Source organism: Roseovarius sp., assembly GCF_040223625.1.
In the GTDB taxonomy this organism is placed as follows: domain Bacteria; phylum Pseudomonadota; class Alphaproteobacteria; order Rhodobacterales; family Rhodobacteraceae; genus Roseovarius.
Genome location: NZ_JAVKFX010000036.1, coordinates 94,246 through 100,487 on the forward strand (window position 1 = coordinate 94,246; position 6,242 = coordinate 100,487).

The following is a 6,242-nucleotide window of genomic DNA, read 5'->3' on the forward strand; positions in this document are numbered from 1 at the left end:
AATGGACAGGGTGACGGGCGGCTGCCTCTGCGGCAAGGTGCGGATCACCGCGGAGGGGGCGCCCGACCGGGTGGGCCTCTGCCATTGCCTCGACTGCCGCAAGCACCATGGCGCTTTGTTCTTCGCCGCGGCGATCTACCCGGCCGAGGCGGTGACCGTCGAGGGCGAAACGAAGGCCTTCCGGGGCCGCCACTTCTGCCCCGAATGCGGCTCGTCCCTCTTCGCCGAAAGCGGCGGGGAAAGGGAGGTGCATCTCGGCGCCCTCGACGCCCCCGACCAGCTCCGCCCCACCTACGAGGCCTGGCGCATCCGCCGCGAGGCATGGCTGCCAGCGTTCCCGCTCGCCGACAGCTACGACCGCGACCGCGAAGACGGGGCATAGCCCGCCCTTTCTTGACCCTCCCCCGGCTTCGGGCTAGGCGATGGCGAGACATTCCCAGACAGAGGACCGCCCCCATGACCAACCCTTCGCTTCTCATCCTCCCCGGTGACGGGATCGGCCCCGAAGTGATGGCGGAAGTCGTCAAGATCATCGGCTGGTACGGCGACAAGCGGGACCTCAAGTTCGACGTCAGCGAAGACCTCGTCGGCGGCGCCGCCTATGACACCCACGGCACGCCGCTCGCCGATGTCACCATGGACCGCGCGCAGAAGGTCGATGCCGTCCTGCTGGGCGCCGTGGGCGGGCCGAAATACGACAATCTCGACTTCTCCGTGAAGCCCGAGCGCGGCCTCCTGCGCCTCCGCAAGGAGATGGACCTCTTCGCCAACCTGCGCCCGGCGCAATGCTTCGACGCGCTGGCCGATTTCTCCTCGCTCAAGAAGGACGTCGTCGCCGGCCTCGACATCATGATCGTCCGCGAACTCACCAGCGGCGTCTATTTCGGCGAGCCGCGCGGGATTTTCGAGGAAGGCAACGAACGGGTCGGCATCAACACCCAGCGCTACACCGAATCCGAGATCGACCGTGTCGCCCGCGCCGCCTTCGAACTGGCCCGGCGGCGGGGCAACAAGGTCTGCTCGATGGAGAAGGCCAACGTGATGGAGAGCGGCATCCTCTGGCGCGAGGTCGTGCAGAAGGTGCATGACGAGGATTACGCCGACGTCCAGCTCTCCCACATGTACGCCGACGCGGGCGCCATGCAGCTCTGCCGCTGGCCCAAGCAGTTCGACGTGATCGTGACCGACAACCTCTTCGGCGACCTCTTGTCGGACGCCGCCGCCATGCTGACCGGCTCGCTCGGCATGCTGCCCTCCGCCAGCCTCGGCGCGCCGATGGCAAACGGCCGGCCCAAGGCACTTTACGAGCCGGTCCACGGCTCGGCCCCGGATATCGCCGGGCAGGGCAAGGCCAACCCGATCGCCTGCATCCTCAGCTTCGCGATGGCGCTGCGCTATTCCTTCGACAAGGGCGACGAGGCGGCCCGCCTCGAAGGCGCGGTCGAGAAGGTGCTGGCCGACGGCCTGCGCACCGCCGACCTGCTGGGCGAAGAGGGCGTGACCCCGGTCTCGACCGCCGAGATGGGCGACGCCATCGTCGCCGCGCTCGACGCCAGCCTGTGATCGAAACGCGGCCCTATGCCCCCGGCGACGGGGCCGCGTTCGAGACGCTCTACCACGGCTACCTTGACCACTACCGCCTCGGCCCCCCGAACGGGGCCGAGACCGCGCGGCTGATCGCCCTCCTGGATGGCGGCCTGCACATGTCCTGCCTCTTGGCCCATGACGGCGCGCGGCCCGTGGGCTTCGCCACCTGGGCGCTGACCTTCCCGGCGGGGCGGGGCACGGCGCTGTTCATGAAGGAGCTGTTCGTCGACCCGCAGGCGCGCGGGCAGGGCGTGGGGCGGCACCTGATGGCGGGGCTCGTGGCAATCGCCGAGGCCGAGGGCTGCGTGCGGTTCGACTGGCAGACCGATGGCGACAATGCCGCCGCGCAGGCCTTCTACCGCTCGGTCGGCGCGCCGCAGGTCGAAAAGCTCAGCTACCGCGTTCCGGCAGACACGCTCGCCGCCTTTCGAGCCCGGCTTACCCGGCCTGCCGGTCGCCGGCCGTAGGCGCCGAGATCCAGTAGCCCGCCAGCCGGTCGGCCAGTTGCCCCTTCTTCTCGCCCAGCATCTGCGCCGCCAGCCCGAAGGCCCGCTCGCGCAGCGCGCCGCTCTCGGCGGCGGCCAGCTCCTCGGCCCGCTTGCGCGCCTTCTTCGGCAGGTCGTCCGACACCTCCTCCAGCGCCGCGCCCAGCACCACGAGATCATGATCGTCGCCCAGCACGCCCGACAGCTCGTCCAGCGTGTCGATCCTGGCATGCATCGTCTCCGGCCACGCCTCCCGCAGAAGGCGGCAGTGGTACCAGTGATACTTCACCCGCTTCCGCCATTCGTGCAGAAGCTCGGAATCGTCGGGCTCATGCCCCGCCTTGCGCCAGCACTTGCGCGCCCGGCCATAGGTCTTCTTCAACCCGCCCGCGATCACCTCGTGGGCCGTGCCCTCGACCGGCCAGGCGGTGGCCCGCTTGCGCGCATCCTCCAGCCGGCTCGCCGCCTCCTCGATCCGGCCGGGCAGGTCATGCTCGTGCAGCATGGCATCGCGCCGCTCGGTCGACCATGCGATCAGCGGGGCCAGGCTGTCGTCGCCCGCCGTCTCGGCCAGCCCGCCCAGCGTCTGCGTCAGAACCTGCGCATCGCGCAGGTCCGAGAACAGCCGCCCGATATCGCGGAATTCCCGGTTCTCGGCCTTGTAGAGCTTGCCCATCCCCGGCCGCACCAGCCGGATCAGCCCGCGCAGCTTCTTCATCCGCTTGCGCACGTCATGCACGCGCGGCTCCAATTCGCCCTCATCCGACAGCGAGTCGAGCGCCGACCCGATCTGGTCATCGGCCACGCGCCGCAGATTCTCGGTCAGCGGCAGGTCGGGTTTGAAATGATACATCATGTCGCTGGTCATTACATATTCAGCCTTGCACCGATTTCCATGATTTCGCCACTTGCAAAACGCCGGGCAGGCGTATAATCGCGTGGCTCAGCGTCGGAGTGTAGCTCAGCCTGGTAGAGCACTGTCTTCGGGAGGCAGGGGCCGGAGGTTCGAATCCTCTCACTCCGACCAATTAAATCAATCACTTGCTGGATTTTTGGTAAGATCCGACGCGGGCGTAAACTGTGAGGTCACACAGATTGCGGCTGATTCAGGCTGTCCGGTAAAGGAAAACCCCGGCGCGCTAGCGGGCGCGACCGGGGCTCATGAGTGTGGCGTATGCTCTTCAGATAACCCAAAAGGCACGCGGTTTGCAAGCGCTTTTGGCTACGCGCTGAGGCTCTACAGCTTCGAAGCCTGGGCAAAACATCGGCTCATCGTCGCTGCGCGCTATTGTGGGGTGCAGGTATGACCGAACTAAGTAAATGGCGCCAAGATTGGGCGCGCGCGGTGCGCCGCGCATCGAGCCTATCCACGAGAACACGGTTGGTCGGGCAGGAATTGGCGCTGAACTTCGCCAACGGCAGCGCCTGGCAGTGCAACGCTTCAAGGGAAGCATTAGCGGAACGTCTTGGCGTACATGAGGTGACGGTCAGGCGAGCGCTGGCTGAGCTTGTCGACGTTGGGTGGCTTTCGAAAGCGATGGCCACGTCGCGGAGTGGTTCATCCTATCATGCATTCCTTATACCGGAAACGACCCGTGGAAAGGTGGTGCCATTCACCGGAGAGAAGGGCCGGAACGCGGGACAAGGAAGTAAGCCCTTGGGGGTGGTCCAATGAGTTACGATGCGACCGACTGGGCATTCAAGCAAAAGGGCCTCAAGACGGGCCCGAAGATCGTGCTGCTACATTTGGCCCATCATCACAACCCAGAGCATGGCTGTTTTCCGTCTCAACAGTGTCTGGCGCACGAATGCGGAATGTCTGTCCGGAGTGTTCGAGATCAACTCAAGAGCCTCGAAGAACTGGGCCTGATCACTCGGCGTTCAGGCAACAAATCGGGCGGCAAATCCGGAAGGGAATTCACCCCGGATCACTACGTTCTGCACTTCGATCGCCACCTTGGAGAGGCCGGAAAACCAGCGGCAGGATCTTCCCAGCGGCAAAATTTGCCGCCGGAAAGACCAGCGGCAAAAAACGACAGATACCAGCGGCAAAATTTGCCGCCAAATAAAGTAAAAGAAATAAGTAAGACGCGCGCGCGCGAGGCGGCGCGCCTTCAACCAGTTCCCGATCGACCTGCACCGCATCTCAGGAGGTGCATCCCGGCAGGCTCACTTGCCGAGGAGCTTCACGACAGGTGGTTGAGCAGTCACGGTTACCTACCGCTCAGCGAAATTGGTGAGCCTATCGGGGACGGATATGATGCTCTGTTCCCAAGACCTCCGAGCGAAGACGACCAGGTGCCGACGATGCTTATGAAGAAATGGGCTGAGCGGCTGATGGTCCTTCACGGCCTAGCAAACAGATCGAAGGCAGCATGAAGAAGCGAGTGAAAGGTGACCAGCTCCGGTCGATATCCGTGCACTTCACCCATCCCCGAGAAAGAGCAAAGAGGCACGAGTGATGAACCGCAACCGAGCGCAGAGACCTGAGGCGATGGGCAAGATCGTGAAGATCAAGCGCGACACTGTGTCTTCGTCTGGGCTGGCGAAGGGGCAGGCCCTCGACCCCCGGCGCTTCGATGCGCTGGTAGGCGGCACTGAGAAGCTCTGGGGGCTGGCGTGCATCGCCCGCTTTCTTGGCGTCTCGGAGTCCACCGTGCGCCGTTGGGCGGTTGATCCCGATGTCCCGATCTACAAGCCGCAAGGCGTTGGAACCTATTTCGCGCTGCGCTCGGAACTCTGCGCATGGCTGAGGGGAAAGAGCTGATGGCGCACGAATGTCGCGGTCTTTCGAGCGTGGAATACGTGACCGGGGGTGGTCCCGGACTTTTGTGGGTTCTTAGGGACCGGCGGTCGGTAGAGAGCACGAGATTTGCCCGAAATAGGGTTTTTTCGATTGGGGATGAACGGATTTGACAGGAATTGGTAGGATTTGGCAGGGCGACAAACGCCGGTCAAATGGTGGATTGTAAGCTCATGTGGCCGTTCACCAGCAAACCGAAAATCGAAACGAAGGGGCTCGCCGAACCCGGCGATGACCTCTTCGCTGTCTTCGGTATCACGCCGACCTCATCGGGCAATGTCGCCATCACGCCGGATGCGGCGCTGCGGGTGCCCGCAGTCGGCTCTGCGATCCGCGTGATCTCCGAAGCCGTGGCCACGCTCGACGTGAGCGTGAAGCGCATCGAGAAGGATGGCACCGAGATCTTGGAGCCCGATCACCCGGCCCTGACGTTCCTTCGCGACAGCGCCAACGACTGGACCAGCGGCTTCGAGTTCCTGCGTGACCTGGTGATCGACGCGCTGTCCGACGACCGGGGCGGTACGGGCTACGTAAATCGCCTCGGCGACGGCCGCATTGCTGAGATCATCCGGTATCGCCGGGGCGTGGTCGACGTGCAGTTCGACGGCACCACGGGCGAGCCCTCCTACAAGATCGACGCGCGCCCTGTGCCCGCCACCAACGTGGTGCACCTTCGCAGCCCGTTCGGACGCGCGCCGCTGTCGCTGGCCCGCGAGGCCATCGGCACGGCACTCGCTCTCGACCTGCATGCAGCGAAGCTGTTCGGGCGGGGGGCCCGCCCTTCGGGCGCACTGAAGTTCCCGAAGGGAATGGGAGAGGAGTCCGTGAAGAAAGCGCGCGCGGCCTGGCGAGCGACCCACGAGGGCAACGATGCGCAAGGGCAAACGGCTATCTTGTACGATGGCACCGAGTTCGCGCCATTCACCTTCAGCTCGACCGACGCCCAGTTTCTTGAAAACCGCAAGTTCCAGATCCTCGAAATCGCCCGGTGTTTCCGCGTGCCACCGCCGATGCTGTTCGACCTGGAACGCGCCACGTGGAGCAACGGGGAACAGCAGGGTCGGGAGTTCCTGAGCTACACCTTGGAGCCGTGGCTGAGGGCCACTGAGGGCGCCCTGCGCCGGGCGCTCTTCACCGATGAGGAGCGCGGCCAGTACGTCATCCGGTTCGATCGCGACGACCTGACCCGCGCCGATCTCGACACCCGATCGACCGTGATCAACTCGCTGATTTCGTCGCAGGTGATCAACCCCAACGAGGGCCGGCAATGGCTCGGCCTGCCGCCGCGCGAGGGCGGTAACCAATTCATGAATCCGAACATCACGGCCGACGCTTCTCGGAACCAGGATGCCGACGACGACGAGGAG

General features: G+C 64.7%; 8 protein-coding genes and 1 tRNA gene. 8 read left to right on the forward strand and 1 reads right to left on the reverse strand.

What is annotated here, in order from left to right; all coding sequences use genetic code 11:
* Position 1 precedes the first annotated feature (1 nt).
* The 3 genes from RLN94_RS10880 to RLN94_RS10890 all read left to right on the forward strand — a co-directional run bounded on the left by RLN94_RS10880 (position 2) and on the right by RLN94_RS10890 (position 2,054).
* Complete coding sequence (locus RLN94_RS10880) at positions 2–382, forward strand: GFA family protein (protein ID WP_350117362.1); 381 nt, start codon at positions 2–4, stop codon at positions 380–382.
* A gap of 74 nt (positions 383–456) precedes the next feature.
* Positions 457–1,563 carry a 3-isopropylmalate dehydrogenase gene (gene leuB, locus RLN94_RS10885; protein ID WP_350117363.1) on the forward strand — a complete coding sequence of 369 codons (1,107 nt, stop codon included), beginning with the start codon at positions 457–459 and terminating at the stop codon, positions 1,561–1,563.
* Positions 1,560–2,054, forward strand: coding sequence for a GNAT family N-acetyltransferase (locus RLN94_RS10890; protein WP_350117364.1), 495 nt, complete (start codon positions 1,560–1,562; stop codon positions 2,052–2,054). Before leuB ends, RLN94_RS10890 begins: the two co-directional genes overlap by 4 nt.
* Here RLN94_RS10890 and RLN94_RS10895 read toward each other — a convergent pair.
* Complete coding sequence (locus RLN94_RS10895; RefSeq protein WP_350158344.1) at positions 2,026–2,940, reverse strand: CHAD domain-containing protein; 915 nt, start codon at positions 2,938–2,940, stop codon at positions 2,026–2,028. The genes RLN94_RS10890 and RLN94_RS10895 overlap by 29 nt on opposite strands.
* A gap of 82 nt (positions 2,941–3,022) precedes the next feature.
* Between RLN94_RS10895 and RLN94_RS10900 the strand changes: the two genes are divergently transcribed.
* From RLN94_RS10900 to RLN94_RS10920, 5 genes are all read left to right on the forward strand, one after another.
* Positions 3,023–3,099 (forward strand) — tRNA-Pro (locus RLN94_RS10900).
* A 276-nt stretch (positions 3,100–3,375) separates the two neighbouring features.
* The gene (locus RLN94_RS10905; RefSeq protein WP_350117366.1) at positions 3,376–3,747 is read left to right on the forward strand and encodes a helix-turn-helix domain-containing protein; all 372 of its coding nucleotides are present in this window, start codon (positions 3,376–3,378) and stop codon (positions 3,745–3,747) included.
* Positions 3,744–4,451: a helix-turn-helix domain-containing protein gene (locus tag RLN94_RS10910; RefSeq protein ID WP_350117367.1), complete on the forward strand. Its 708-nt coding sequence runs from the start codon at positions 3,744–3,746 to the stop codon at positions 4,449–4,451. The genes RLN94_RS10905 and RLN94_RS10910 overlap by 4 nt, the downstream gene beginning before the upstream one ends.
* 115 nt (positions 4,452–4,566) lie before the next feature.
* Positions 4,567–4,839, forward strand: a complete 273-nt coding sequence (locus RLN94_RS10915) for a helix-turn-helix transcriptional regulator (protein ID WP_350117368.1) — start codon at positions 4,567–4,569, stop codon at positions 4,837–4,839.
* A gap of 209 nt (positions 4,840–5,048) precedes the next feature.
* Positions 5,049–6,242: phage portal protein (locus tag RLN94_RS10920; protein ID WP_350168955.1), on the forward strand; the 1,194-nt coding region annotated here is incomplete at its 3' end.